Below are 26,075 nucleotides of genomic sequence, written 5' to 3'. Positions count from 1 at the left end.
TAGCGCACGCAGCTTCGTGTCGTGTGCGCCCACCGCCCCTGGTGGCGGCTAGCGCACGCAGTCGTTGTTTCGTGTGCGCTGATTGCCCCCCTGGTGGCGGCTAGCGCACGCAGTCGTTGTTTCGTGTGCGCTGATTGCCCCCCTGGTGGCGGCTAGCGCACGCAGTCGTTGTTTCGTGTGCGCTGATCGCCCCCTGGCGGCGGTCGGCGCACGCAGCTTCGTGTCGTGTACGCCCACTGCCCCTGGTGGCGGCTAGCGCACGCAGTCGTTGTGTCGTGTGCGCTGATTGCCCCCCTGGCGGCGGTCGGCGCACGCAGCCTTTGTTTCCGTGTGCGCTGATCGCCCCCTGGCGGCGGTCGGCGTACGCAGCTTCGTGTCGTGTGCGCCCACCGCCCCCCTGGCGGCGGCTAGCGCACGCAGCCTTTGTGTTGTGTGCGCCCACCGCCCCGGGCCACCAGCACGCGCCCCGGTTCTGCGTGCGCCCACCGGGCCGCCAACGCACGCAGTCCCCGGCCGCGTGCGCTCACGTGCTCGCCGCCCCTCACCCGCCACCTGCCCGTCCCCTGATGAAGATCGCCGGGGCTGCGAGCGCACACGACGGTCCGGTCAAGCGGAGCTGCCGGCGTACAAGAAGAAGGGGCGCCGGAGCCTGAGCCCCGGCGCCCTCACGAACAGCGAACCTACCGAGCCGCCACCGACGACTCGACCTCGAAGGTCAGCTGGTCATCGGCCACGTCGACGCGGACCTTGCGGCCCGGCGCCAGGTCGGCGGCGAGCAGCATCTTCGACAGGCGGTTGTCGAGTTCACGCTGGATGGTGCGGCGCAGCGGGCGAGCTCCGAACTCCGGCTGGTAGCCACGCTCGGCGAGCCAGTCCACGGCCGCGTCGGTGATCTCCATCTGGACGTCCTGGGCGTGCAGGCGGCGGCGCGTCTCCTCCAGCAGCATCGATGTGATCTTGTGGAGCTGCTCCGTCTCCAGCTGACGGAAGATGATGATCTCGTCGATCCGGTTGATGAACTCGGGCCGCAGCGACTCCTTGAGCCGGCGGTCGAGCCGGTCGCGGAGCTCGTCGTCGGCGGAGCGGCCACCGGGGGCAGCCCCGAAGCCGACGCTACGGGTGGAACCGGTGATCAGATCCGAGCCGAGGTTCGAGGTCATGATCAGGACGGTGTTCTTGAAGCTGACGGTCCGTCCCTGGCTGTCGGTGAGCCGGCCGTCGTCGAGCACCTGGAGCAGGATGTTGAAGACGTCCGGGTGGGCCTTCTCGATCTCGTCGAGCAGAACCACGCTGTACGGACGGCGCCGCACCGCCTCGGTCAGCTGTCCCGCCTCGTCGTAGCCGACGTAGCCGGGAGGCGCGCCGACCAGCCGCGACACGGTGTGCCGCTCCTGGAACTCGCTCATGTCCAGCCGGATCATCCGGTCCGGCTCGCCGAACAGCGCGTCCGCGAGCGAGCGGGCCAGCTCGGTCTTGCCGACACCGGTCGGGCCGAGGAACAGGAAGCTGCCGACCGGCCGGTCCTCGTCGCCGAGCCCGGCCCGGGAGCGGCGTACCGCTTCGGCGACCGCCTCGACGGCGTCCTCCTGGCCGATGACGTGTGCGTGCAGGTGCTGCTCGAGCCGGAGCAGGCGGTCCCGCTCGGCCTCGGTGAGCTGCGCGACCGGCACGCCGGTGGACCGCGACACCACCTCGGCGACGTCGTCCTGGGTCACCTGCGGGATGCCGTCGGGGCCGACGCCGGCGCTGGCGATCTGCTCCTTCAGCGTGTTGATCTGGTCGCGGAGTTCGGAGGCGCGCTCGTACTTCTCGGCCGCGACCGCCTGGTCCCGGTCCCGGGACAGCTCCTCCAGTTGCCGCTCGCGCTCCCGCAGGCCGGCGTCCGGGGTCTTCACCCGCAGCCGCACCCGCGCGCCGGCCTGGTCGATCAGGTCGATCGCCTTGTCCGGCAGGAACCGGTCGGTGATGTACCGGTCGGAGAGCACCGCGGCGGCGTCCAGCGCCTCGTCGGTGATCCGCACCTGGTGGTGGGCCTCGTAGTTGTCCCGCAGGCCGCGCAGGATCGCCACGGTGTCCTCGACCGACGGCTCGCCCACGAGGACCGGCTGGAAGCGGCGGGCCAGCGCGGCGTCCTTCTCGATGTTCTTGCGGTACTCGTCGAGCGTGGTGGCGCCGATGACGCGCAGCTTGCCCCGGGCCAGTGCCGGCTTCAGCATGTTGCTGGCGTCCATGCCACCGCCCTCGCCGCCGCCACCGCCGGCGCCGACCAGCGTGTGGATCTCGTCGAGGAAGACGATCAGCCCGTCGCCGGACGCCTGGATCTCCTCGATCACCTTGCGCAGGCGCTCCTCGAAGTCACCCCGGTAGCGGGTGCCCGCGACCAGGCCGGCCAGGTCGAGCTGGATGACCCGCTTGTCCTGCAGGGTCAGCGGGACGTCGCCGTCCACGATCCGCTGGGCCAGGCCCTCGACGATCGCGGTCTTGCCGACGCCGGCCTCACCGATCAGGACCGGGTTGTTCTTGGTACGCCGGGACAGGATCTCGACGGCCTGCTCGATCTCGTCGGCGCGCCCGACCACGGGGTCGATCTCGCCGCGCCGGGCGGACTCGGTCAGGTCCACGCCGAACTGCTCCAGGGTGGGAGTGTTCGCGTTGCTCGGGTGGTGGTGGTGCCCGCCGCCGGACTGGCTCGACGAAGTCTCCGGGTGCGGGATGTTGCGCGGGTCCAGACGGCCGGCGAGCAGCCGTCCGGCCGCGGAGTCGGTGTTCAGTCCGAGCGCCATCAGGATGTGCTCCGGACCGATGTAGGAGGCGCCGACGGCACGGGAGATCTGCAGGCTGTCCAGCAGGGCGCGCTTGGCGGCCGGGGTCAGCGAGACCTGCTCGGGCACCTCACGGCCGGCCGCGCCCATCTCGGCGCCGCGGTTCGCGGCGGCGGTGCGGGCGGCGTCGGTGGTCGCCTGCGCGTCCAGCTCGGCCAGCAGGGCGACCGGATCGGTGCCGGCGCGGCGCACCGTCTGCTTCATGGGCTCCTGCTGGAGCACCGCCCACAGCAGGTGATCGGTGTCGAGGTCGGCGAGCACGTTCCCCCCGCCGGAGGCGCCGGAAAGCTCGGCGGCCCGCCGCGCTGCGTCGGCGAGGACCTGCCGGGCGTCGTTGCTCATGTAACGCGCGATGTCGAAGCGCTGCGCGGGGCGCTGCGGCCCGGCAGCACCGAAGAAGCGCGCGAAAAGGTCGTCCCACTGACCGGACCCAGCTGGTCCGAACGGTCCGATGCTCATCAGGGTCTCTTCTCTCTGGTACCTCACTCAGGCGGATGTCGGCCTACCCGGCCCATCCCGGCAACAAACTGACGTTGCCGGGGATCACAGCGCTCTCAACGGCCTCCTGATTCCCGTTCTGGCCAAAAAGTTGACTGGAGTACGCTCAACTTCATGGTCACACCCGCTGCGTCGTCGGAGCCCACCGGATCCCTGACCCCAGCGTTCCAGGAGCCGGGCGCGCAGGCGCCGATATCCGCGTCTTCTGTCCCGCTCGTCGTCGTCGACGGCGCGAATGTCGTGGGATCCGTCCCGGACGGCTGGTGGCGTGACCGTGCCGGCGCGGCGATCCGTCTCCGTGACGCCCTCGCGGCGACGCCCACGTCGGGCCTGCCGGATCTGGACCCGCCGGTCGAGGTGGTCCTGGTGGTGGAGGGGAAGGCGCGCGACATCCCGCAGAGCCCCGGCGGCGTCACCATCTCCCGCGCGCGAGCTTCCGGTGACGATCAGATCGTCGACGTCGTGCGTTCCCAGCCGCCGGGCCGCCGCGTGGTCGTCGTCACGGCCGACCGCGGCCTGCGGGAGCGGGTGGTCGCGCTGGGCGCGGAGGTGCGAGGTCCGTCGTCGGTCCCGCGCTGACGAGATCGTCAGGGGAGTGCACTCCGAGGTCCGCCGGCAGCGGGCTGTGACTCATCGCTCGCGCGCGGCCTTTCCGACAGCGATGTGTCACAGCCGGTCGGTGCCGGCTGTGGCTCATGGGCGTGACATCGGGGGTGAGACGGCCGTGGGACAGCGGCCAGGGCACTGCCGGATTCCGGCCGGTGGCGCGGATGCGGGTGACGGCACGCCGGGGAAGGCGGCGGCGTGAGCCGGCGGAAGGGGCCGTCAGGTGCCGGCCGGTGCGGGACCCGGCTGGGGCTCCCGGGGGGCGGACGCTCACCCCGTACAAGAAATCAAGCCGCTGCCAATTGTGTGGGGACCGCTCCGATGCCGGACAGGTCCGGATGGTCGGCCATCCAGTTGACGTAGTTCTCGTTGCGGGTGATGACGTCCTGGTAGGCCTCGTGCGCGAGCTGCATCAGGAGGGGCGCGCTGCGGGCGGCGGGGGAGTCGGGGTGCCAGCCGACGGCGGTGCGCCAGCGCAGGGGGGCGCCCCTCAGCGGGCGGGAGGTCAGGCCGACCGGCGGTCGGAAGGTGGGCTGGCAGAGGCCGACCGCGAGACCGAGTTCGACCATGTCGACGCAGGCGCGGGGGTCGGTCTCGAGAACCTTCTTCGGGGCGAAGCCGGAGCGGGCGCAGGCCGCGGCGAAACAGTCGGCGAAGCAGCCGTCGCCGGCGCCGGCCACCCACTGCTCCTCGGCGAGGTCGGCCAGGTCGGCGTCGTCCTCCTTGGCCTGCGGGTGGTCGTCGGGGAGCAGGACGCAGACCGCGTCGACGGCGATCGTCTGCCAGACCAGGCCGTATTCGGCGGAGGGCAGGGCATCGCCGCAGACGCCGACCTGGGCGTAGTCGAGCTTGCCGGCGAGGACCATGGTGGCCAGTTCGTCCACGTAGTACGACGCGTGGGTGGAGATCTGCGCCTCGGGCTGGGTCGCGGAGAGCCGGTGCAGCAGGTGGGCGACGACCGGTCCGCCGATCGCGCCGATGCGGTAGCGGCTCATCGTGTCCTGGGTGCCGCCGGCCGCCAGGCGCGCGGCCTCGTCCTGCAGGCCCTTCATGGCGGGCAGCAGCACCCGGGCGCGGGAGAGGACGAGCTCGCCCAGCGCGGTGGGGCGTGCGCCGCGGCGGTCCCGGTCGAACAGCGGGCCACCCAGCGTCCGCTCGATCCGCTGTAGTTGCGCGGTGAGCGCCGGCTGGGCGAGGCCCAGCTGCGACGCGGCCTTGGTGACGCTGCCGGTCTCCGCGATGGCGCAGACCACCTTCAGATGCCGCAGCTCCAGGTTCATAGCGTGACGTTAGGACCAAGACGCGATCCAACGCTAGTCCTGTGAGCGGCGGAAAGATCGGCAACCCGTGACAAACATATTAACGAACAGGATAAGATGGGCGAATCGCCCTCTAGTCAGGTTTAGTTACAGATCGCGTACATATGTTTTACGTCCGGTGACCGCGTCGCGAGCCTTGTCGACGACCCCGAGAAGCGGATCCACGACCTTGTTCCACGGGGGCGTGGACGGGCTGGACGGGTGCGGGCGGGTCGGCGCGGCCTCCTGAGCCGTCTCCATGCGGTTGCCGAGCCGGACCAGGTCCTCGGACGGGACCATCTGCTCCAGCATCGGGAGCAGCTCCTCGGCGTCGGCCGCGACGTGCCGGCGGATCGCAGCGGTGGCCGCGCCCATGTCGTCGCCGCTGAGCAGCAGCAACAACGCCTGGTCCTCGGCCAGCTCGCGGTCGGCCAGCTCGTCGCCGCCGGGCACCGCGGTGCGGATCGCCGGGTAGAGGTACTGCTCCTCGGCGCAGAGGTGCCGGGACGCGACAGCGACCAGGACGCTCTTCACCTTGGGGTCGTCGGGCTCGGTCTCGAGCTTCGTGAGGAGGGAGAGGAGCTCCCGGTGCTGGGCGTTCACCACATCGACGATGCTGCGCCCGGGAGTCTCGCCGCCGGTCGGCGGCAACGGGGGGAGATTCACTTCAGACACGGCGGTCCAGTTCCCCATCGGCTCCGTCGTTACACCTTGCTGGTAAGAAAGGCGGATGGACACCACCGCCGTGGACGAGGTCGTCGACCTCTGCCGTGACCTGCTGCGTATCGACACCACCAACACCGGTGACCCGCGGACGACCGTCGGCGAACGCGTCGCCGCCGAATACGTCGCGGAGAAGCTGGGCGAGGCCGGGATCGAGTCGAAGCTTCTCGAGTCCGCGCCGAAACGGGCGAACCTGGTCGCCCGGATCCCCGGCGCCGACCGGTCGCGGGGCGCGCTGCTCGTGCACGGCCACCTCGACGTCGTGCCGGCCGACGCCGCCGAGTGGTCGGTGCACCCGTTCGCCGGCGAGGTCAAGGACGGCTACCTGTGGGGCCGCGGCGCGATCGACATGAAGGACTTCGACGCCATGGTCCTGGCCGTCGTCCGCGAGTGGCAGCGGATCGGCTACACGCCGCCGCGGGACATCGTCCTGGCGTACACGGCCGACGAGGAAGCCGGCATGGAGTACGGGTCGCAGTGGCTCGTGCGCAACCACGCCGCCGAGTTCGAGGGTGTCACCGAGGCGATCGGCGAGGTCGGCGGCTACTCCTACACCGTCAACGACGACCTGCGTCTCTACCTGGTGCAGACCGCCGAGAAGGGCCTCGACTGGCTGCGCCTGCACGCCCACGGGCGGCCCGGCCACGGGTCGTTCATCCACGACGACAACGCGGTCACCGCGCTCGCCGAGGCCGTCGCCCGGGTCGGCCGGCACCGCTTCCCGACCGTCGTGACGCCGACCGTGCGGCAGTTCCTGGAGCAGGTCAGCGAAGCTCTCCAGATCGACCTGGACCCGGATCAGCCGGAGCTGGCGATCTCCAAGCTGGGCCCGATCGCCAACCTGATCGGCGCGACCATCCGCAACACCGCGAACCCGACCCGCCTCGAAGCGGGATACAAGGACAACGTCATCCCCGGCAAGGCGTCCGCCACGATCGACTGCCGGACGCTGCCCGGCCACGCCGACGCGTTCCTCGCCGAGCTGCGCGACATCATCGGGCCGGACGTCGAGATCGAGCACCTGCACCAGCAGTCGGCCGTGGAGACCAGCTTCGACGGTGACCTGGTCGACGCCATGGGGGCGGCGCTGCGCGCCGAGGACCCGGGTGCGCGTACGGTGCCGTACCTGATGTCCGGGGGCACCGATGCGAAGGCCTTCGCCACCCTCGGCATCCGCTGCTTCGGTTTCGCCCCGCTGCGGCTGCCGCCGGACCTCAACTTCAGTGCACTGTTCCACGGCATCGACGAGCGGGTACCGACCGAGGGGCTAAAGTTCGGCGTGCGTGTGCTCGACCGACTGCTTCGAAACAGCTGATATTTCCGGAAGGACACTGATTTTCCATGACCGACCAGAATGCGGAGCTCGACGCCGCCCTCGAGTCCGTGATCGAGGCGGCCCGGGCGCACCTCGCGGCCGTCAAGGCAGCCGCCGGCCGCATTGACGACGACGACGTCTGGCAGGCGTACGTCACCCTGAACAACGCTTCGTACGCGTACGACGAGAAGCTGCTCGACGCGTTCGGCGAAGTCACGCCGTGGGACGTCGAGTCGATCGACCCGGACGAGGCGGACCACCGGTTCGGGCTGGTCGGCGCGGGTGCGGACGGCGCGGGCGACGACCCGTACGACCAGGTCGTCTCGGTGCGGCAGCGCCGCGACTACCGGGTGCCGAGCGTGGCCGCGCTGCTGAAGGTGGCCGAGACCGCCCGCCGCGGATCGGTCCCCGAGGACGAGGACGCCGGGCCGGTCGAGTCGGTCGGTGAGGCCGTGCTGGAGCTGCTGCAGGCCGGCGACGGATCACTCGCGTCGCTGGACGTGCCCGAGCTGGAGCCGCTCGACGGCCTGCTCACGGTCACCGAGGTGGCGGCGCCGCTGGACCTCGAGGCGTTCGACGACGCCGACGGGTCGGGCCCGTTCGCCCCGGTCGACGGCGACCAGCTGGTGGGCCGGCTGGACGAGCACCCGTTCCTCCCGGACGACGAGGACGACCACGCCGGGCACAACCACTGAGCTGCTGAAACAGCCCGGCCTCAGCTTTTTCAGTAGCTGAGACCGGGCTGCGGTGTCTGCTGGAGCCGCCGGCGGAGCATCACCTTGCGGGAGCCGTCGGCGAAGAGCTGGACCCGTGCCAGCTCCCATCCGGAGAACTCCGCCTGAATGGCGAGCTGCGCCGCCGCGGTCAACCTGTCGACGTTCGAGGGCAGCCGCAGCGGCGCGTATTCGTAGTCCATGCGGTCTAATATGCGCCAGCCGTCAGGCCGTCCTCAAGCTTCTGGATAGCCTGTTCCCTCACGTTCCGGGTACCCCACGTCGATCGCCGATACGTCGTCGAGCGCGATGGCTATCTCGGCCGGCAGCACCAGGTGCTCGCTGCGGAGCGCGCCCTGTAGTTGCGCCGTCGTCCGGGCCCCGAGCAGCACCGACGCCACCCCGGGCCGGTCCCGGATCCAGGCCAGCGCGACTTCGAGCGGGGAGACGCCGAGGCCGCCGGCCGCTATCACCACCGCCTCCACGATGCTGGAGCTGCGCGGTTCGAGGTAGGTCTGCACGAACGCGGCCATGTGCTCGGACGCGCCCCGCGAGTCCAGCGGGCGGCCGTTGCGGTACTTGCCGGTGAGCACGCCCCGGCCCAGCGGCGACCACGCGAGGATGCCGAAGCCGAGCGCCGCGGCGGCCGGCAGCATCTCCCGTTCGATGCCGCGTTCGAGCAGCGAGTACTCCATCTGGGCGGCGACGATCGGGGCGCGGCCCGGATAGGCGGACTGCCACACCGCGGCCCGGGCGGTCTGCCAGGCGGCGAAGTTGGAGACGCCGACGTAGCGCACCTTGCCGCTGGTCACGGCGTGGTCCAGGGCGGCCAGGGTCTCCTCGAACGGGGTCTGGCCGTCGTACCCGTGGATCTGCCAGAGGTCGACGTAGTCGGTGCCGAGCCGCCGCAGCGACGCGTCGAGCGACCGCAGCAGGTTGCCCCGGGAGGCGTCCCGCGGCCGGTAGCCGCGCGGCGTGAGGCCGGCCTTGGTCGCGATCACCACCTCGTCGCGGGGGATGAGGCTGTCGAGCAGTGAGCCGATCACCGACTCGGCGTCGCCGTCGCCGTAGACGTCGGCGGTGTCGATGAGCGTGCCGCCGGACTCGAGGAAGAGTTTCAGCTGAGCGGCCGCGTCGTCGGGGTCGGTGTCGCGTCCCCAGGTCATGGTGCCGAGCGCGAGCCGCGAGACCGCTAGCCCGCTTCGGCCGAGCGGTCGCTGATGCATGAGTGAACCTTATTCAGAGCATGCACTTCGTGGAATGGCCAAGTACCCGCGCGGCGCGTCGGTTACCGGACGGAAATATGCTTTACGGAACCATCATGATCTCGGGAGGGTACGTGCGGCTCGGACTCAGCCTCGGATACCAGACGGCGTGGAGCACGCCCGCTGATCATCTCGCGATGGCGCAGGAGGCGGATCGGCTCGGCTATGCCGTGGTGTGGGCCGCCGAGGCGTACGGCTCGGACACGGTGAGCATGCTCGCCTGGATGGCCGGGCAGACCACGAACATCGATCTCGGCGCCGCCGTCATGCAGATCCCGGCGCGGACGCCGGCGATGACCGCGATGACGGCCGCCACCCTCGACACGCTCTCCGGCGGCCGGTTCCGGCTCGGTCTCGGGGTGAGCGGCCCGCAGGTCTCCGAGGGGTGGCACGGGGTGCGGTTCGCCAAGCCGCTCGCCCGCACCCGGGAGTACGTCGACATCGTGAGGATGGCGCTGGCCCGGGAGAAGGTCTCGTACCAGGGCGAGCACTACACGCTGCCGCTTGCGGACGGCGCCGGCAAGGCGATCAAGCTGGGCTTCCACCCGCTGCGCTCGGAGATCCCGCTCTACCTCGCGGCGGTCGGCCCGAAGAACCTGCAGCTGGCCGGGGAGATCGCGGACGGCTGGCTGGCGATCTTCTTCGCTCCGGACATGGCCGGCGAATACATCGGCCACATCCCGAAGGACAAGGCCTTCGACATCGCGCCGACCGTTCCCGTCGTCATCGGTGACGATCTGAGCGCCTGCGCCGACGTGGTCCGCTGGTACGCCGCCCTCTACATCGGTGGCATGGGCAGCCGCGAGCAGAACTTCTACAACCAGCTCGCGATCCGGATGGGCTACGAGAAGGAGGCGAAGCTCGTCCAGGACCTCTACCTCAGCCGCCAGGTCGCCGAGGCTGCCGCGGCCGTCCCGCAGGAGTTCATCGAGCGCACCTCCATGATCGGGACCAAGGACCAGATCAAGGACCGGATCAGGGCGTACGCCGAAGCCGGCGTGGGAACGCTCTCGATCAGCCCCTATGTCGGTGACCTGGAATCGGGGATCGCGACCCTCCGTACCGTGGCCGAGGCGTTCGAAGAAGCGGGCGTCTGATGGCGACCGTCCTGCTGCTCCGGCACGGCCGGACCACGGCGAACGCGGCGGGCGGGCTGGCCGGCCGCCAGCCCGTCGAACTCGACGACACCGGCCGCGAGCAGGCCGCCCGGGTCGGCGAGCGGCTGCGCAAGCTGCCGATCGCCGCGGTCGTGACGAGCCCGCTGATCCGGTGCCGCCAGACGCTGGAGATCGCGCTGCCGGACGTCGTCCCGCAGACCGACGAGGGTCTGATCGAGTGCGGCTACGGCGACTGGGAGGGTCAGCCCCTCAAGGAGCTGGCGAAGGATCCGCTCTGGCCGGTGGTCCAGCAGCACCCGAGCGCCGTGGTCTTCCCGAACGGTGAGGCCATGTCGGACATGTCCGCCAGGGCCATCAAAGCGGTGAAGAAGTGGGACGCGGCGATCACCGCGGAACACGGCCCCGAAGCCGTCTGGATCGCCTGCTCCCACGGCGATGTGATCAAGGCCATCGCGGCCGACGCGCTCGGCCTGCACCTCGACCAGTTCCAGCGGATCGTGGCCGATCCGGCATCGATCACCGCGATCCGATACACCCCGACACGCCCGTTCCTGGTGCGGCTCAACGAGACCGGCGACCTGTCGTCAGTGGTGCCACCCCAGCGTGTGGAGAGCGACGCGGCGGTGGGCGGGGGAGCCGGCGGCGGAGCGGTCTGACCACACTGTGTGACCGCGGATTAGTCGCAGCGTAGGGTGCGTTGCGCCCTCGGCGAACCGGGCGCGACGACCCGCGCGGTTGCCGTCGCGGATGGCTAGGGTTGTCGGTATGACCCACCAAGTACATGCCTTCGAGCCGCCCGAGCGGTTCGTCGCCGGGACGGTGGGCGAGCCGGGGGACCGCACTTTCTATCTCCAGGCCCGCGGTGGCGGCCGGGTGATCAGCGTTGCGCTGGAGAAGGTCCAGGTGTCGCTCCTCGCCGAAAAGCTCGAGGAGCTGCTCCTCGAGGCGAACAAACGGTTCGGGGTGGACCTGCCCGAGGGCGTCATCCCGACCTCGCACGACAACGAGCCGCTCGACTCGCCGGTCGACGAGGAGTTCCGCGTCGGCACGCTGGGCCTGGCCTTCGACGTCGACACGAGCACCGTGGTGATCGAGGCGATCGAAGCCGGCGAGCCCGACGCCGACCTGTCCGGCAGCCCGCTCGACGACGAGGACGATGACGACGACGTCGAGGTGGACGACGACGAGGACGAGCCCGACGACGACCTCGACCGGCTGCGTGTCCGGCTCACCCCGGAGGCGACCCGGGCGTTCATCGACCGCGCCCGCCGCGTGGTCGCCGCCGGCCGGCCGCCGTGCCCGCTCTGCGGCCAGCCGCTCGACCCGGCCGGCCACCTCTGTCCCCGGCACAACGGTTACCACCGGTGACGGCCGAGCCCACGGCGGTGCTGGCTGAGTCGGACGCCCTCGAGCTGCTGGGCCGGGGCGCGATCGAGATCGAGGGGCGTCTCGTCGACGCCTCGAACACCACGCTGCGCGCGGAGATCAGCCTGAACGGGCTGACCCGCCGCTGCGTCTACAAACCGGTCCGCGGCGAGCGCCCGCTCTGGGACTTCCCGGACGGCACGCTCGCCGGCCGCGAGGTCTCCGCCTACCTCGTCTCCCGTGCGACCGGCTGGGACCTGGTCCCGCCGACGATCCTGCGCGACGGTCCGCTCGGCCCGGGCGCCCTGCAGCTCTGGATCGACGAGCCCGAGGATGCTTCCGGACTCATCGGATTCGTCCCCGCATATGACGTGCCTGCCGGATGGTTTCCGGTCGCCGCGGCCCGCGACGACGACGGCGACGCCTACGCCCTGGCCCACGCCGACGACCCCCGCCTGGCCCGCCTCGCCGTCTTCGACGCGGTGATCAACAACGCCGACCGCAAGGGCGGCCACGTCCTCTACCCGCCCACCGGCGGCATCCACGGCGTCGACCACGGTGTCAGCTTCCACGTGGAGAACAAACTGCGCACCGTCCTCTGGGGCTGGACCGGCCGCCGTTTCCCCGCCGACGCGGTCGAGGTCCTCACCAAACTCTCGACCGACCTGACCGGCCCCCTCGGCGAAGCCCTCGAAGAACACCTCACCATCTCCGAGGTCCAGCACGTAGCCCTCCGCGTGAAGCGCCTCCTCCGCGCCGGCAAGTTCCCGGAGCCCCCCACCGACTGGCCGGCCATCCCCTGGCCCCCCATCTGACCCACCCACCTGAAACCAGCGACCGCCTGAACCCGCCGCGCGCCCGTGCGACCGTGCCGTTCCGTGTTGCCGCCGGCTCACCGTGTGCCCGGTCGGTCATGCAGTGTCGTCGCCGGCACACCGGTGCCCGTGCGGTCGTGGCACCCCTGGCTCACCGCGTACCCGCGTTGTCGTCGTGCTGCCGGTCCACCGTGTGCCCGGCTTGCCGTCCCGCAGCCGGCCGCACATCAGCGCCGCCTTGCCGCCTGATCTGCCGCTCTCCCGTGCGGCCGTCCGAGTCGGCCGCACGCGAGCGCTGCCGTGGTGCCCGATCTGCCGCCCTTCTGTGCGGCCAGTCGAACCGGCTGCACGCCGGCGCCGGCCTGACGCCCGGATTGTCGCTCTCCTGTGCGGCCAGTCGAACCGGCTGCACGCCGGCGCCGGCCAGACGCCCGGATCGTCGCTCTCCTGTGCGGCCGACTGAACCGGCTGCACAGCAGCGCTGGCCTGGCGCCCGGATTGTCGCTCTCCTGTGCGGCTGATTGAACCGGCTGCGCGCCAGCGCTGGCCTGGCGCCCGGATTGTCGCTCTCCTGTGCGGCTGATTGAACCGGCTGCGCGCCGGCGCCGGCCTGACGTCCGAATTGTCGCTCTCCTGTGCGGGTGGTCGCCGGGACGGGCTTGGGCTGCGAGGGCCGGCACAGCAAGCGGGCGGCCGGGAGGGGTGTGAGGGTGAGGGGCCGCCGGGGGTGGCGGCGGCGGGCGCCGGGCGGGCGGACCGTCAGGTGGCGAGGGAGGCGGGACTCGGCTGGTGCTGGTGCGGGCGGGCGGGCACCTCGTACCGGAAAGGGAGAGGGTGAGGGGAACGCCTGGGCCGCGGCAGAGGTTTAGGTCACGCGGCGGGCAATGTCGGTCATGGGCTGGTTAGGCTCCGGACTATGGATGCTTGGACCGGCCATGACGTGCCCCGCCTGCCGGAGACGGACGGGCGACCGGTGCTGCGGCTCTACGACACCGCGCGTGCCTCTGTCGAGCCGAGCACGCCCGAGGGCACGGCGACCATGTACGTCTGCGGGATCACGCCCTACGACGCCACGCACCTCGGTCACGCCGCCACGATGATCGCGTTCGACCTGGTGAATCGGATGTGGCGGGACGCCGGGCTGGATGTCGGCTACGTGCAGAACGTGACCGACATCGACGATCCGCTGCTGGAGCGGGCGGCGCGGGACGGCGAGGACTGGATCGTCCTGGCGATGCGGGAGACCGCGCTGTTCCGGGAGGACATGGAGGCGCTGCGGATCATCCCGCCGGCGCACTACGTGGGTGCGGTCGAGTCGATTCCGAAGATCGTCGAGCACGTGCTGGAGCTGGTCGGCAAGGGTGCCGCGTACCGGCTCGAGGACGGCACCGGCGACGTGTACTTCGACATCAGCGCGGCCCCGGACTGGGGCTACGAGTCGCATCTGTCCCGCGAGGAGATGACCACCCTCTCAGCGGAGCGCGGCGGCGACCCGGACCGCGCGGGCAAGCGTGACCCCCTGGACCCGCTGCTGTGGCGCGGCGCCCGCGAAGGGGAACCGGTCTGGGACGGCGGCGATCTCGGACCGGGGCGGCCGGGCTGGCACATCGAGTGCGCCACGATCGCGCTCGGGCTGCTCGGCGACACCATCGACGTGCAGGGCGGCGGCAGCGATCTTCTCTACCCGCACCACGAGTGCTCGGCCGCGCACGCCGAGGTGCTGACCGGCGCCGCGCCGTTCGCCCGGCACTACGCGCACGCCGGCATGATCGGCCTCGAGGGCGAGAAGATGTCGAAGTCCAAGGGCAACCTGGTCTTCGTGTCCCGGCTGCGCGGCGACGGCGTGGACCCGATGGCGGTGCGGCTCGGGCTGCTCGCCGGGCACTACCGCAGCGACCGGGAGTGGACCGACGAGGTGCTCAAGGCCGGCCTGGAGCGGCTGGCCCGCTGGCGGGAGGCGGCCGCGCTGCCGCACGGGCCGTCCGGCGCGGGGCTGCTCGGCGCGGTGCGGGAGGCGCTCGCCGACGATCTCGACGCTCCGGCCGCGCTCGCGGTCGTCGACGCCTGGGCGGAGGCCGCGCTGGCCGGGGCCGGGGACGACACCGAGGCGCCGGCTCTGGTGGCGCGGACGGTGGACGGGCTGCTCGGCATCCGCCTGTAGACCGGCACGGGTACGCGGCGGTCCCGGGACGACCCTAGACGCCTGCCGACAGCCGCGTACCTAAAATCGGGAAAAAATGCACCATTGTTCCTTTATCCCGGAAAATCGGCGCAATGCAACTTCGGAGAAGACAGACTTGGTCCCGGTCAAATCATCTCCGAAAGGAAAAATCATGCGTCGCACGGCTCTGTTCCTCGGGGGCGTTTTGCTGGCCACCGGCGCGAGCCTCGCGCTGGCCGGACCGGCCCAGGCTTCCGACGTCAAGTGCAACAAGGACCACGGCGGCTACGCCGCTTCCGTCGCTGACATCGACTCGGGTGACCACCCCGACGTTGTCATCATCAACAACGACGACCGCTACTACCCGGGTCGCTACTACGGCGGCTACAACTCGTCGTACTGGCTCGGCCTCGGCTTCAACTTCTACGGTGGCGTCGGTGGCAGCTACTACCCGGGCTACGGCTACGGCTCCTGGGGCTTCGGCTTCAACGCCGGTGTCGGTGGCGGCGGGTACTACCGCTGACATCGCCGGGATTCGCCGGTGAAGGCTACTGACGTCGGCTGATCAGCCGCTTGCAAGCCCGGGATGCCGCCGCATCTCGGGCTTGTCGTCTTTTCGCATTCATCCGGATTCACCAGCACGGACCAAGCCTGATTCGTACGCGTAGACCACCGCCTGAACCCGGTCCCGCAGACTCAGTTTCATCAGCACACGTGCCACATGCGATTTCACCGTCGCCTCGCCCACGGTGAGGGCCGCCGCGATCTCCGCGTTCGACATGCCCCGGGCCATCAGGCGCAGTACGTCGGCCTCCCGGGGCGTCAGTTCGCCGAACTCGGGCGGCGGCACCGGCCCGGGCCGGCCCGCGAAGGCCGCGATCACCCGGGTGGTGACCGCCGGGTCGAGCAGCGAGTCGCCGGCCGCCACCACCCGGATCGCTGTGATCAGGTGCTCCGGCGAGGAGACCTTCAGCAGGAAGCCGCCGGCGCCGGCTCGTAGCGCTCGATAGAGGTTGTCGTCGGTGTCGAACGTGGTGAGCACGATGATCCGCGGCGGGCTCGCGGTCCTGAGCAGGGCGCCGGTGGCCGTGAGACCGTCCTGGCGGGGCATCGCTATGTCCATCAGCACGACGTCCGGGCGCAGCCGCCGCGCCACGGCCACCGCCTCGGCGCCGTCACCGGCCTCGCCGACGACCGTCATGTCCGGCTCGGTCTCGATCACCATGCGCAGCCCGGCGCGGACCATGCGCTGGTCATCGGCGATGACGACGGTGATGCTCACCGGGGAAGTCTCGCTCGCACCTCGAAGCCGCCGCCGTCCCGGGGGCCGGCCGTCAGCTCGCCGCCGAAGAGGGCGGCCCGCTCCCGCATCCCGATCAGCCCCTGCCCGCCGGTTCTCATCGCCGTCACCGGGCCGTCGTTCACCACGGAGATCCGCAGGCTGCCCGGGTGATGGCCGATCTCCACGGTGGTCCGGGCCGGTCCGGCGTGTTTCAGCACGTTGGTCAGCGCCTCCTGGACGATCCGGTACGCGGACAGGTCCGCCGCCGGCGACAGCGGGGACGGTTCGCCCTCCCGGCGCAGGGTGACGGTCAGGCCGGCCTCGCGGACCTGGGCGATCAGCTCGTCGAGGCGGTCCAGCCCGGCCGGGGGCTGCGCCGTCTCGCTCTCGTCGCCGCGCAGCAGGCCGAGCGTCCGGCGCAGCTCACCGACCGCCTCCCGGCCGCCCGACTCGATGCCGCGCAGCAGCTCGTGGTCGACGTCGAGGCCCGCCTCCATCCGGCGGCGCACCACACCGGCCTGGATCACCATGACGGTCACGCTGTGCGCCACCATGTCGTGCAGCTCGCGGGCGATGCGGACGCGTTCCTCGGTCACCGCCTCCCGGGCCTGCCGCTCCCGCAGGTCGGCGATGGTCCGCGCGGACGCCGCGGTGCGCCGGGCCTGCGTCGCCACGGCCAGGCCGAGCACGTACGGCGCGATCGGGAAGAAGAGGTCGGCCATCGGATCGCCGGGGTTGAAACTCCAGTACATGACGAAGGTGAACGCGATGACCGGGATGCCCCGCGCGCCGCGTTCCCGGCCCACCGTGTACGCGATGATCATCATCGACACGACCTGCCAGAGGCGGAAGTTCACCGTGTTCTCGCCGGCGATCGTCGCCTCGACGTAGAACAGGCTCGTCGCCGCGAGCGCGTTCGGGATCATCGCGAGCATCGGGATCCGCCGCCGGAACAGGATCAGCGTGGTGAACCCGGCGAGTGCGAACGGCCACCAGCCGCCCGGCATCGCGATCGTGAACTCCTCGACCAGCGCGAACACGGCGAACGCCGCGGCCACCGCGATGTCCGTCCGATGCAGAGCCACGCCTTGACCGTAGGGGCCGGGCCCCGGGCAGCGGATCCCCCACGAGGAGGAGACCGGTTCGTCCTCCGTGGGGACGACCGCGCGGCAGCCGCTTCCTACCGTCCGATCCATGTCGTTCTCTCGCATCTTCCCGGCCGGCTGCCTCGTGGTGGCGCCGATCCTGCTGGCGGTCGCGACCGGAATCGATCCGGCTCTCGGCGACGACCAGGGCTACGGGATCTACCGGCAGCATCCCGGCGCGGTACAGGCGCACTCGATCCTGCTGCACTGGGCGTGGGTCCTCTTCGTCCCCGGCCTGCTCGGCCTGCTCGCCCCGATCCGGCAGCGCGGCGCGGTCCCGGCCCGGATCGCCTGGATCGCGGTGATCGTCGGGCTGACCACCTTCTCCGCGCTGATGGCCGCCGACTTCGTCCTGCTGGCGCTCGAACAGACCCTCCCGGACACCCAGGTCGCGGCGGTCGACGACCGTTTCCTCTCCTTCACCGTCACGGCCGCCGGCTGGCAGTGGCCGGGATTGATCGGCTGGGCCCTCTCGCTGATCCTCACCCCGATCGCAGCGGCGCGCGGCCGCGTCATCGGCTGGCCGACCGCCGTGGCCGCCCTCCTCGGCACCGCCCTCTACCTGGCCTTCGCCATCTCCCCGGTGCCCCTCTGCCTGACCGGCCCGGTCGTGCTGATCGGCGCCTACTGCTTCGCGGCCCGGCGTCTGCTGCATCCGCACCAGCCACCGGCCGAGCCCGCCGTCTTCCCGGCCTTCGTGCGCCGGTTCGGCCTCTTCTCCCTGTACGCGGCGCCGCTCGCCTTCGCCGCCGGCATGGCGACGGTCCCGGACTGGAGTGGCGACATCGTCGATGCCGTCGCCAAGCCGGTGCAGACGCAGGTGAGCGCGCTGCTCCTGCACCTGGGCTGGGTCCTCTTCATCCCGGCCGTCATGCTCATCGCCTCCCGTGCCGGCCGCTTCACCCGGGTGGCAGCGGCGGTGACGGTGGTGGCCCTGGCCAACTTCAGCGGCCTGATGATCGGTGACAGCGCCGACCTGGCGGCCCGTCAGGTGCTCGACGAGGCGACGGCCACCCGCGTGAGCGACACCCTCGGCGGGTTCGTGCCGTTCACGGTCGGCTGGGCGTTGCCCGGCATGGTCTTCAGCCTGCTGGGCCTGATCGCGGTAGCGGCCGGCGCCGCAGCGAACGGCCTGACCCGCTGGTGGCACGCGGCTCTCGTGGCGGCCGGCATCGTCGCCTTCCTCACCCTCGGCCTGGGCCCGGCCGGCGTGATCGGCCCGCTCCTGCTGCTGGCGGGGTTCGCGCTGACGGCCCGGTCGCTCACCCGCTCAGCCGAACCCCGGCCGTCGTCACCGCCGGTCCTGGCCTGAGCCGCCTCAGAGCAGCTCGGCGTCGTGGACGAGCAGGGCGATCTGCACGCGGTTGTTCAGGTCCAGCTTGGTCAGCAGCCGGGACACGTGCCCCTTCACCGTCGGCACACCCATGGACAGCTCCGCCGCGATCTCGGCGTTGGACCTGCCCCGGCCGACGAGCACCGCCACCTCCGTCTCGCGGCCGGTGAGCTCGGCCAGGCGGCTGCGGGCCCGGGCGCGCCGGGTGCCGGCCGCCGGGTCGGCCACATGGTCGATCAGGCGGCGGATCGCGGTGGGGGAGAGGATCGCCGCTCCCGAGGCCACCGCGCGGACGGCCTGCAGGATCTCCCGGGGCGGCGTGTCCTTGAGCAGGAACCCGCTGGCGCCGCCCCGGAGCGCCTCCAGCACGTAGTCGTCGACGTCGAACGTGGTCAGCACGATGACGTGCGGCGCGTTCGCCCGGCCGCGGATCCGCCGGGTCGCGGCCAGCCCGTCGACCCGGGGCATGCGGACGTCCATGAGCACGACGTCGGGCCAGTGCGCCTCGGCCGCGGTGACCGCCTCCGCGCCGTCGCCCGCCTCACCCACCACCTCGATGTCACCGGAACCGCCCACGAGGATCCGCAGCCCGGCCCGCACGAGCGGATCGTCGTCGACGAGCAGCAGCCGGATGGGCCGCCCGCCCGCGACGACCCCGGCCGCGCTCACCGCGAGACCCCGCTGCGCACCGCCGCCCCGCCGAGGCCGCGAAGAGGCGCGGTCACCGCCGCGCCGCGAGGGCCGTGAAGAGGCGTGGTCACCGCCGCGCCGCGAGGGCCGTGAAGAGACGCGGTCACCGCCGCGCCGCCGGGGCCGGGCGGCGGCGTGGTCACCGCCGCGGTGGTGTCGGGGGAGAAGGGCGGGTTCAGGCCGGCCACGGCAGCTCGGCCTCCAGTTCGAAAGCGCCGCGGACGGGGCCGAAGCGGACGGTGCCGCCGGCCAGCTCGACGCGTTCGGTGATGCCGACCAGGCCGCGGCCGGAGGAGGCGGCGGAGGGTGCGGGCGGCCGGTGCGGAAGGGGGTTGGTGACGGTGATCCGCAGGGTCTGGCCGGCGGTGCCCAGGAGGCGGACCGAGGCGGCCGGGCCCGAACCGTGCCGGCGGGCGTTGGTGAGACCTTCCTGGATGATCCGGTAGGCGGCCCGGCCCAGCACCACCGGCGGCCCGTCGGCCGGGACGGCGCTCCTGAAGTCGATCGTCATGCCGGCCTCGCGCACGCCCGCCACCAGGACCGGAACGTCGGCCAGGCCGGGTTGCGGCGGCTCCGGCTGCGACGATCGGGGCACGCCCACGACCGAGCGCAGCTCCTCCAGCGCCTCGTGGGCGCCGGTCCGGATCGCGCCGGCCGCGAGGGACAGCTCTTCGGGCGAGACCGTCCCGCGCACCTCCAGGGCGCCGGCGTGCAGGCTGATCAGTGACATCCGGTGGGCGAGCACGTCGTGCATCTCGCGGGCGATGCGCGCCCGCTCGGTGAGTTTCGCCTGCTCGGCGCGGAGTTGCTGCTCGGCCGTGAGCCGGGCCGCCTGCTCCCGCAGCGACGCGGTGAGCCGCCGGTAGGCCTGGGTGAACAGCCCCCAGCCGATCGCCGCGGCGGTGACCAGCCCGCGCATCGCGAAGTCGACCCAGACGTCGAACGCCGGATCGCCGTGCAGGACGAAGTAGACGCCCGCGGCGGCCACGTTCACCGCGCCGAGCGCCAGCACCAGCGGGGGCCGGCACCGGATCGCCGCGGAGAAGAGGGCGATCAGAATCGGACCCGTCGCCATCACCGAGATCGCGCCGAACGGCAGCAGCGCCGCCGTCACGGCCACCGGGTGCCGTCGGCGGAGCAGGAGGGCGGCCGTGCACGCGGCGCCCACCGCGACATCGACCGGCCAGGACAGCAGCGCCCCCGGGCGGGTCGCGTCGCCGAGCACGATCATGACCGAGCCGTAGAGCAGGGCCAGCACGATCGCGATGCCGTCGGCGACCCGGTCGCGGACGGTCGCGTCGCCGGGATCCGGCACCAGCAGGGCGAAGAACATGCCTGAAGCCTAGGAGCGCCGCGCACCGTGCGACCAGCTACCAAAGTATGGTCTCCGGGGCGTCCTCCGTCGGCTGTGGAGCGCGCGGTGTCACCGGCATCGTCGCTGCCATGCGATGGTTGATTCCGGTAATGATCTGGGGCGCGCTCTCCGCCTGGTGGACCCCGCGCGGCCCGCTCACCACCCTCGAGGCGATCACGACGATCGCCGCGAGCTTCGTCGTGGGCGCGCTTGCGGCCCGCTCACGCTGGGCTTTCCTCACCGCCCCTCTGCTGTACGCCGTGACGGTCGAGCTCGTCCGGATCCGCACCACAGGACCGTCCGTCGATCTGCCGCACCTCAGCCCGTTCGGGGCGATCTCCCTGGTCACCGGCCGTGGGGTGCACGGCGTCCTCGCCCTGCTGCCGATGATCCTGGGCGTCTGGTGCGGGCGGGGGCGGCGCCGCATCACCCGGGGTGTGCCGCTCGTCCTGCTCACGGCGCTGATCACGGCGTTCGCGATCCCGGCCCGCACCGCGCCGATAGCCGGCGGGATAGCCGAGCTGACGAAGGTGGACGGCCTGCCTCTGATGATCCGCGGCGCCGATCCGGCGAAGCCGGTGCTGCTCTTCGTCCCCGGGGCCCCGGGCAGTTCGGAGCGGGCCGCGATGCGCACCGCGCTGCCCGGCTTGGAGCGGCACTTCGTGGTCGCCACGATGGACCGGCGCGCGTTCCCGTCGCCGGACGTCACGGTCGACGACGAGACGGCCGACGTCCTGACCGTCACCGCGTACTTGAGCAGGCGGTTCCAGCAGCCGAAGATCTACCTGCTCGCGTACTCCGGCGGTTCCATACCGGGGGCGCTGGCGGCCTTCCGGGAACCGTGGCGCTACGCGGCCTACATCGGGACCGGGCAGGCCGTCGACCTGCTGGCCAGTGACCGGATCTTCTACGCCGACATCCTGAGCTGGGCCCGGGCCGACGGCCGGGCGGGCGTGGTCGAGCAGCTGGAAGAGCAGGGCTTTCCCCCGTACGAGAAATTCTGGGGTTATGAGCCGTTCCTGCTCCACGAGAACGCCGCCTATGACCAGCGTGCGACCGATCTCGGGCTCGGCGCCCCGGAATACTCGCTGCTGGACAAGGCGCACGCGCTGACCGCGATGGTCGACACCTGGGACACCCTCTACCCGCGCCTGCAGGACGTCGACCTGCGCCGGGACGTCCCGCGGCTGGAGGTCCCGGCCTACTTCCTGCAGGGCGGTGACGAGATGCGCGGGCTGGCCGAGCTGTTCGATCCCTGGTACCGCGCGCTGCGAGCGCCGTCGAAACAGCTGTACGTCATCCCGGGCGCCGGGCACCGGGCGATCTTCGAGGAGCCGGGCGCCGCGGTGTCCGTGCTCGCCCGCATCTCAGGCCAGTGACAGTCCCGGATCTCAGGCCAGTGACAGTCCCGGATCTCAGGCCAGTGACAGTCCCGGATCTCAGGCCAGTGACAGCCCCGGATCCGGGTCGGGGTCGGCGGCCGGCTCCGGGATCCGGTACTCCTCGGTCAGCGTCGTCATCGGCCCGGGCCAGGTCGCCTGGGCCACCTCGATCGGCTTGCGGCTCTCGTCGAACGCGACGTGCAGCAGATGCAGCACCGGGGTGTCCGGCCGGATCTGGAGGATCTCCGCCTCCTCCCGGCTGGGCTGCCGGGCGCTGATCGTGTCGGTGGCCTGCGCGTACCGCCGCCCGATCGCCTCCTCCGCCTCCTGGTAGAGGGGCCGGCCGAACGCCTCGAGCCGTTCCAGCGAGGTGCCGCTCGCGTCGGTGACCCGGAACCAGGACGCGCCCAGCTCCACCGTCGCCTCGTCGGTGCGGACCACGTGCCTGCGGACGAGCAGCTCGGTGCCGTCCCGCACGCCGAACGCGTCGGCCACCTCCGGCGGCGCGGGCTCCCGGCCGACGCGGACGAGCTGCTGGCGGTATCGCGCGGCGAGGTCGGCGTGGTAGCCGCGGTGGAGTCCGTAACGGCCGCGGGAGAGGCGGTTCAGCCGCCGCCGGGTGCCCCGCACGTACGTGCCGGATCCGGGTTTGGTGATCAGGATGCCCTCGACCCGGAGCTGGTCGACGGCGCGCTGGACGGTCTGCTTGGCGACGCCGAACATCTCGGCCATCGCGGGGATCGAGGGCAGGCGCTCGCCGGGCTGCCAGTCGCCGCGCCGCACGCGTTCCTTGAGCTGGTTGGAGATCTGCCGGTGGGGGAACTCCGGGCTGCCCGGATTGATCGTCATCTGCCCGCCCTCTCTGATCCGCCGGCTTCCGGGGTCGGATTTCAGCATCGGATTTCCGGCTAGGTTCCTAGGATGCCTCAGGCGGGGTGAGGGCGGCTTCGCGACACGCCGAGGGGCGTAACAGCTATACAGCAAATAGACGTATAGCGATCATGTCGTCCGGGCGACATACTTCTGTTACAGAGAGTGGACTGACCGGTACTCACGGAAAAGGCGGCACCCAGTTGCAGCTGGATGCCGCCGGAGGTCCCGTCTCTCGGAGGGGACTCACTCGCTTTTCATCGTACGCACCTCCCCTCCGTCGGCAAGCCCCGGCGAGGGGGAGGAGACGCAATTGTCAGTTTTCTATCGAGGTCCGCGAGTCCTCATCACCGACGAGTTCTTCGAGGTGGCGGGCTTGCGGCGGTTCCCGGTCCGCGCGCTGCGGGACGTCCACATCGTCCGCTACCAAGCACCCGGCGCCGGCGCGCATCAGGTGATGGGGCTCTCCGCGCTGGCCGGTGCGGTCGTGGCGATTCCCCTGGTCGGCAGGGAGTCGGCGGTGCTCGGTGCGGTGATCGTCATCGTGCTGCTGGTGCACGCCGCCTTCTCGCTGAGCCGGCGGCCGCCGCCCCGGTGGGATCTGGTCGCCGTCTGCGGCCAGGAGTACGCGCGGCTGTTCAGCTCCTCCGACCAGCGGGAGTTCGAGCAGGTGTGCCGTGGTCTGCAGCGGAGCCTGGAGCGGCTGGCGAGGGAGGCGGGCTGATTCCCGGGTGCGGTACGGCGGAGGGGACGGGCTCGTCGCGATCATCGCGGCGGGCCCGTCTGTTCACCATTCGGCCAGATGGCTCCGGGGCGAGGTCTTTCGGTTACGCACAGTGCTAGGTTTCTATCTGACATGTAGCAGATTGAGGTACGGCTGATCCAGTCGTTCCAGTCGGGACGGGATGGCATGGCTGCCATGCAGGGAGAACCCCCGGCCGTCGCCCGGCGGCGGGTCCGCTTCGCCCTTCGTCGCTACCGGGCGGCGACGGGCATGAATCAGTCCGAGGTGGCCAAGCGCCTGAGCTGGTCACTGTCGAAGATTCAGAGGATCGAGGGGGGAGAGGTCGCGGTGTCGGTCACCGACCTGCGGGCTCTGCTCGACCTCTTCCAGGTCGACGACGACGCCGAGGTCGAGAAGCTGGTCGAGGACGCCGAGGCCTCCCGCCGGCAGCGGTGGTACGAGGGGCCGGAATACCGGGCCCACCTGACCAAGGGCCTGCGCCAGCTCCTGCAGTTCGAGTCGGAGGCCGCCGAGATCCGGCTGTACCAGCCCGCGCTCGTGCCCGGCTTCCTGCAGACCCCGGCCCTGGCCGACGCGGTGCTGCGATGGTGGCGGACCGACCTGCTCTCCGAAGAGGCCCGCCGGGTTCGTTACGACGTGCGGATGCTGAGGAAAAGCCAGATCCTGGACCGTCCGGACGGGCCCGAGTGCTACCTGATCCTCGACGAGTCGGTGCTGATGCGGAAGGTCGGCGGGGCGAAGGTGATGGGCGAGCAGCTGGAGTCGCTGCTCGAGGTCTCCAGGCTGCCGGCCGTGCACGTGCGGATCGTGCCGCTGGACAAGGGCGCCCACGCCAACCTGCTCGGGCCGTTCCAGATCATCAACCTGGTCGACGGTGATGATCAGGACGCGGTCCTCTACCGGGAGTTCTACAACCGGGACAGCGTCACCCACGACCCCGCCGAGCTCGAGTTCCACCGGGAGGTCTTCGAGGCGCTCTGGGCGATGGCGCGCGACGAGCGGGACACCCAGGACGCGATCCTGAAGAACTCACTGGAGCTGCGGCTCTCCCTGGAGGAGTGACGGGCACCCTCCAGGGAGCGGCCGTCAATTCCGTACCGGGGAAAGAAGCTTGTCCAGCTTGGTGAAGCTGCTGCCCCAGCCCTCCTGAGCGCCCTCGTGCATGGGCTCGGGGAAGGGGGACTGGATGAGGACCAGGCGGGTGCGGTCGCCGGGCTCGTCGTGGAATTCGATGCGCAGCCGGAGCACGTCGGCGCCGAAGTCGGGGATGTGGGAGACGTTCTCCTCGCCCACCAGGAGTTCGTTCTCGATGACCTCGGTGAAGCCGGCGTTGACCGGGGAGGACATCGACGGGTCGTCGTCGTTGACCATCATGAAGCGCTGGTGGCCGCCGGGGCGGACGTCCATGTCGACGGTGTCGCGGGGGACGGACCAGCCGACCGGGCCGAACCAGGCGGCGATCTGGTCGGGGTCGGTGAAGGCGCGGAAGACGAGGTGGCGGGGCGCATCGAAGATGCGGGTGATGGCGAGATCGGTCACGGTTCCTCCTGGATCCGCTTGAGGTGCGCGTCGAGGCGCGCGAGGTTGTCGTCCCAGAACCTGCGGTAGCGGTCCATCCACGCGGTGGCCTCGCGCAGCGGCTCGGCCTCCAGGCGGCTGGTCCGCCACTGCGCCGAGCGGCTGCGCGAGATCAAGCCCGCGTGCTCGAGGACCTTCAGGTGCCGGGAGATCGCCGGGAGGCTGATGTCGAACGGCTGGGCGATCTCGGTCACGGTGGCCTCGCCCTCGGCGAGCCGGGCCAGGATGGCGCGGCGCGTCGGGTCGGCGAGGGCCGCGAAGATCACGCTGAGCCGGTCCTCCATTTAACCTCCTCGTTAATTAACGAGGAGGTTATCAGACTTTGCTCGGCACGCGCCGGTGCAGTTCCGCCAGCAGCACCTCGGGACCGGGCGACATCAGGCCGACGTCGACGACGTAGGAGACCTCGGCCCCCCGGCGCCGGATCCGCGGATGGCCGCCCTTGCCCGACAGTTCGGTCGCGTAGTCGTCGGCCACCGGTGTGACGATCAACTCGGTGAACGGCCCGCGGCCGTGCAGGCTCACCGAGGCGATTCCGGACCAGGGGATGTGTACGGGATGACGGCCCGTCGCCGCGAAGTCCAGGCCGTGCACCGAGGTGTGCAGCCAGCCCAGCCGCCGCCAGACGATCAGCATGATCGCCGCGGCCGAGACCGCCGGCACGATCAGCGCCGCCTCCACGTAGATCACGATGTCGGCCGGCTCAGGTCGGTGCCCTGCGGCGATCTTGAGGGCCAGATACACGGCGAGCATCGGCACCCAGGCCGCGGCGAGGACCCAGAGTGTCGTCACGAAGAACATGCCACGGGCCTGGATGAAGCTCACCGTGTCGTCGGTGGGCCCGAGCACCTGATCGACATGGCCTGAATCATGTTCTGGCATGTGGCCATTATGCTGGGATTTCACCCTATTAATGCGATAGATGACGGACTCGGGGTGGCCGGACCCACGGCGCGGCCACCCGGTGCGCTCGCGACGCCGCACGTAGGCTGTCTCC

Annotated in this window: 27 protein-coding genes; 13 read left to right on the top strand and 14 right to left on the bottom strand. The window is 71.1% G+C overall.

Annotated features, from left to right (window positions below; all coding sequences use genetic code 11):
* Window positions 1–680: 680 nt before the first annotated feature.
* Entirely contained in the window at window positions 681–3,275 is a 2,595-nt protein-coding gene (locus EP757_RS39495) for an ATP-dependent Clp protease ATP-binding subunit (RefSeq protein WP_174262578.1), read from the bottom strand.
* A gap of 159 nt (window positions 3,276–3,434) precedes the next feature.
* On the opposite strand from EP757_RS39495, the gene EP757_RS39490 reads away from it, so the two are divergent.
* The gene (locus EP757_RS39490) at window positions 3,435–3,899 is read left to right on the top strand and encodes a hypothetical protein (protein ID WP_232050243.1); all 465 of its coding nucleotides are present in this window, start codon (window positions 3,435–3,437) and stop codon (window positions 3,897–3,899) included.
* A 314-nt stretch (window positions 3,900–4,213) separates the two neighbouring features.
* Here the strand turns inward: EP757_RS39490 and EP757_RS39485 are convergent, their stop codons facing one another.
* Both EP757_RS39485 and EP757_RS39480 read right to left on the bottom strand, forming a co-directional pair.
* Complete coding sequence (locus tag EP757_RS39485; RefSeq protein ID WP_127553435.1) at window positions 4,214–5,206, bottom strand: LysR family transcriptional regulator; 993 nt, start codon at window positions 5,204–5,206, stop codon at window positions 4,214–4,216.
* A 126-nt stretch (window positions 5,207–5,332) separates the two neighbouring features.
* A complete protein-coding gene (locus EP757_RS39480) occupies window positions 5,333–5,890 on the bottom strand; it encodes a hemerythrin domain-containing protein (RefSeq protein ID WP_232050242.1) in 558 nt (185 codons plus the stop codon).
* Window positions 5,891–5,954: 64 nt separating this feature from the next.
* Here EP757_RS39480 and EP757_RS39475 point away from each other — a divergent pair, with 64 nt between their 5' ends.
* A complete protein-coding gene (locus tag EP757_RS39475; RefSeq protein ID WP_127553433.1) occupies window positions 5,955–7,262 on the top strand; it encodes a M20/M25/M40 family metallo-hydrolase in 1,308 nt (435 codons plus the stop codon).
* 26 nt (window positions 7,263–7,288) lie between these two features.
* Complete coding sequence (locus EP757_RS39470) at window positions 7,289–7,957, top strand: hypothetical protein (protein ID WP_127553432.1); 669 nt, start codon at window positions 7,289–7,291, stop codon at window positions 7,955–7,957.
* Between the two features lie 29 nt (window positions 7,958–7,986).
* Here EP757_RS39470 and EP757_RS39465 read toward each other — a convergent pair whose 3' ends face one another.
* Together EP757_RS39465 and EP757_RS39460 are read right to left on the bottom strand one after the other, a co-directional pair.
* Window positions 7,987–8,178 carry a DUF5703 family protein gene (locus EP757_RS39465; protein WP_127553431.1) on the bottom strand — a complete coding sequence of 64 codons (192 nt, stop codon included), beginning with the start codon at window positions 8,176–8,178 and terminating at the stop codon, window positions 7,987–7,989.
* Window positions 8,179–8,211: 33 nt separating this feature from the next.
* On the bottom strand, window positions 8,212–9,201 hold the full coding sequence (locus EP757_RS39460) for an aldo/keto reductase (protein WP_127553430.1): 990 nt from the start codon (window positions 9,199–9,201) through the stop codon (window positions 8,212–8,214).
* A gap of 113 nt (window positions 9,202–9,314) precedes the next feature.
* Between EP757_RS39460 and EP757_RS39455 the strand changes: the two genes are divergently transcribed.
* From EP757_RS39455 to EP757_RS39430, 6 genes are all read left to right on the top strand, one after another.
* Window positions 9,315–10,337, top strand: a complete 1,023-nt coding sequence (locus EP757_RS39455; RefSeq protein WP_127554669.1) for an LLM class F420-dependent oxidoreductase — start codon at window positions 9,315–9,317, stop codon at window positions 10,335–10,337.
* Window positions 10,337–11,014 (top strand): histidine phosphatase family protein, encoded by a 678-nt coding sequence (locus tag EP757_RS39450; RefSeq protein ID WP_127553429.1) that lies wholly within the window; start codon window positions 10,337–10,339, stop codon window positions 11,012–11,014. The genes EP757_RS39455 and EP757_RS39450 overlap by 1 nt, the downstream gene beginning before the upstream one ends.
* 109 nt (window positions 11,015–11,123) lie before the next feature.
* Window positions 11,124–11,726, top strand: a complete 603-nt coding sequence (locus EP757_RS39445) for a DUF3090 domain-containing protein (RefSeq protein ID WP_127553428.1) — start codon at window positions 11,124–11,126, stop codon at window positions 11,724–11,726.
* Window positions 11,723–12,538 carry an SCO1664 family protein gene (locus tag EP757_RS39440; RefSeq protein WP_127553427.1) on the top strand — a complete coding sequence of 272 codons (816 nt, stop codon included), beginning with the start codon at window positions 11,723–11,725 and terminating at the stop codon, window positions 12,536–12,538. Before EP757_RS39445 ends, EP757_RS39440 begins: the two co-directional genes overlap by 4 nt.
* Before the next feature lie 916 nt (window positions 12,539–13,454).
* Complete coding sequence (gene mshC, locus EP757_RS39435; protein WP_127553426.1) at window positions 13,455–14,699, top strand: cysteine--1-D-myo-inosityl 2-amino-2-deoxy-alpha-D-glucopyranoside ligase; 1,245 nt, start codon at window positions 13,455–13,457, stop codon at window positions 14,697–14,699.
* Window positions 14,700–14,871: 172 nt separating this feature from the next.
* Entirely contained in the window at window positions 14,872–15,222 is a 351-nt protein-coding gene (locus EP757_RS39430) for a hypothetical protein (protein WP_127553425.1), read from the top strand.
* Window positions 15,223–15,321: 99 nt separating this feature from the next.
* Here EP757_RS39430 and EP757_RS39425 read toward each other — a convergent pair whose 3' ends face one another.
* Window positions 15,322–15,945 (bottom strand): response regulator transcription factor, encoded by a 624-nt coding sequence (locus EP757_RS39425; protein WP_232050757.1) that lies wholly within the window; start codon window positions 15,943–15,945, stop codon window positions 15,322–15,324.
* Window positions 15,946–15,977: 32 nt separating this feature from the next.
* Entirely contained in the window at window positions 15,978–17,066 is a 1,089-nt protein-coding gene (locus EP757_RS39420; RefSeq protein WP_127553423.1) for a sensor histidine kinase, read from the bottom strand.
* A gap of 109 nt (window positions 17,067–17,175) precedes the next feature.
* Here EP757_RS39420 and EP757_RS39415 point away from each other — a divergent pair, with 109 nt between their 5' ends.
* Window positions 17,176–18,438 (top strand): hypothetical protein, encoded by a 1,263-nt coding sequence (locus tag EP757_RS39415; RefSeq protein WP_127553422.1) that lies wholly within the window; start codon window positions 17,176–17,178, stop codon window positions 18,436–18,438.
* A gap of 6 nt (window positions 18,439–18,444) precedes the next feature.
* Here EP757_RS39415 and EP757_RS39410 read toward each other — a convergent pair whose 3' ends face one another.
* Genes EP757_RS39410 through EP757_RS39400 form a run of 3 tightly spaced genes read right to left on the bottom strand, consistent with a single transcriptional unit; the run spans window position 18,445 to window position 20,482 of the window.
* Window positions 18,445–19,128, bottom strand: a complete 684-nt coding sequence (locus EP757_RS39410) for a response regulator transcription factor (RefSeq protein ID WP_127553421.1) — start codon at window positions 19,126–19,128, stop codon at window positions 18,445–18,447.
* Window positions 19,125–19,337, bottom strand: coding sequence for a hypothetical protein (locus tag EP757_RS39405; RefSeq protein ID WP_127553420.1), 213 nt, complete (start codon window positions 19,335–19,337; stop codon window positions 19,125–19,127). Before EP757_RS39405 ends, EP757_RS39410 begins: the two co-directional genes overlap by 4 nt.
* Window positions 19,325–20,482 carry a sensor histidine kinase gene (locus EP757_RS39400; RefSeq protein ID WP_127553419.1) on the bottom strand — a complete coding sequence of 386 codons (1,158 nt, stop codon included), beginning with the start codon at window positions 20,480–20,482 and terminating at the stop codon, window positions 19,325–19,327. The genes EP757_RS39405 and EP757_RS39400 overlap by 13 nt, the downstream gene beginning before the upstream one ends.
* Window positions 20,483–20,592: 110 nt before the next feature.
* Between EP757_RS39400 and EP757_RS39395 the strand changes: the two genes are divergently transcribed.
* Window positions 20,593–21,882 carry an alpha/beta fold hydrolase gene (locus EP757_RS39395; RefSeq protein ID WP_127553418.1) on the top strand — a complete coding sequence of 430 codons (1,290 nt, stop codon included), beginning with the start codon at window positions 20,593–20,595 and terminating at the stop codon, window positions 21,880–21,882.
* A gap of 60 nt (window positions 21,883–21,942) precedes the next feature.
* On the opposite strand, the gene EP757_RS39390 is transcribed toward EP757_RS39395, so the two are convergent.
* Complete coding sequence (locus EP757_RS39390) at window positions 21,943–22,734, bottom strand: GntR family transcriptional regulator (protein WP_127553417.1); 792 nt, start codon at window positions 22,732–22,734, stop codon at window positions 21,943–21,945.
* Between the two features lie 334 nt (window positions 22,735–23,068).
* Here EP757_RS39390 and EP757_RS39385 point away from each other — a divergent pair, with 334 nt between their 5' ends.
* Window positions 23,069–23,479, top strand: coding sequence for a DUF6232 family protein (locus EP757_RS39385; protein WP_127553416.1), 411 nt, complete (start codon window positions 23,069–23,071; stop codon window positions 23,477–23,479).
* A 195-nt stretch (window positions 23,480–23,674) separates the two neighbouring features.
* Window positions 23,675–24,562, top strand: a complete 888-nt coding sequence (locus EP757_RS39380) for a helix-turn-helix transcriptional regulator (protein ID WP_160166014.1) — start codon at window positions 23,675–23,677, stop codon at window positions 24,560–24,562.
* Window positions 24,563–24,586: 24 nt separating this feature from the next.
* Here EP757_RS39380 and EP757_RS39375 read toward each other — a convergent pair whose 3' ends face one another.
* The 3 genes from EP757_RS39375 to EP757_RS39365 are packed head-to-tail and all read right to left on the bottom strand — an operon-like array spanning window position 24,587 to window position 25,960.
* Window positions 24,587–25,039: an SRPBCC domain-containing protein gene (locus EP757_RS39375; protein WP_160166013.1), complete on the bottom strand. Its 453-nt coding sequence runs from the start codon at window positions 25,037–25,039 to the stop codon at window positions 24,587–24,589.
* Window positions 25,036–25,362 carry a helix-turn-helix transcriptional regulator gene (locus EP757_RS39370; protein WP_127553413.1) on the bottom strand — a complete coding sequence of 109 codons (327 nt, stop codon included), beginning with the start codon at window positions 25,360–25,362 and terminating at the stop codon, window positions 25,036–25,038. Before EP757_RS39370 ends, EP757_RS39375 begins: the two co-directional genes overlap by 4 nt.
* Before the next feature lie 31 nt (window positions 25,363–25,393).
* The gene (locus EP757_RS39365; protein WP_127553412.1) at window positions 25,394–25,960 is read right to left on the bottom strand and encodes a hypothetical protein; all 567 of its coding nucleotides are present in this window, start codon (window positions 25,958–25,960) and stop codon (window positions 25,394–25,396) included.
* Between the last annotated feature and the right edge of the window lie 115 nt (window positions 25,961–26,075).

The organism is Actinoplanes sp. OR16, assembly GCF_004001265.1.
Taxonomy (GTDB): domain Bacteria; phylum Actinomycetota; class Actinomycetes; order Mycobacteriales; family Micromonosporaceae; genus Actinoplanes.
The sequence above is the reverse complement of the archived record's forward strand: the minus strand, read 5'-3'. Positions and strand labels throughout refer to the sequence as shown.